Origin of the sequence: Kamptonema formosum PCC 10802 (genome assembly GCF_000332335.1) — a bacterium.
In the GTDB taxonomy this organism is placed as follows: domain Bacteria; phylum Cyanobacteriota; class Cyanobacteriia; order Cyanobacteriales; family Oscillatoriaceae; genus Oscillatoria.
On record NZ_KB235948.1, the window covers coordinates 1567322 to 1567724 of the forward strand.

Sequence of the window (403 nt, forward strand, 5' to 3'; positions counted from 1 at the left end):
ATCGTGCCGGTGGGGAAACATTTGGAGATGCTGGAGGATATCCGGCGAGCTGGCTGTTAGTGATATTGCCGGTGGCTGCCCTCACATTACTATATATGGTTTGTTACATATGGCTGTAGGGGCGGGTTGATTCGAGAGGGTTGTGCCGTAACCAAGGGTGCCGGCGGGGAATTTTCCCGCACCCGTTTCCCAAATGTCCAAGTTATCTCCCAGTTAGGGAAGATATCTACAAACCCGCCGCTCCATCGCCTCCATCCTTAATGCCGGCGGGGAATTTTCCCGCACCCGTTTCCCAAATGCCCAAGTTATCTCCCAGTTAGGGAAGATATCTACAAACCCGCCGCTCCATCGCCTCCATCCTTAATGCCGGCGGGGAATGTTCCCGCACCCGTTTCCCAAATGC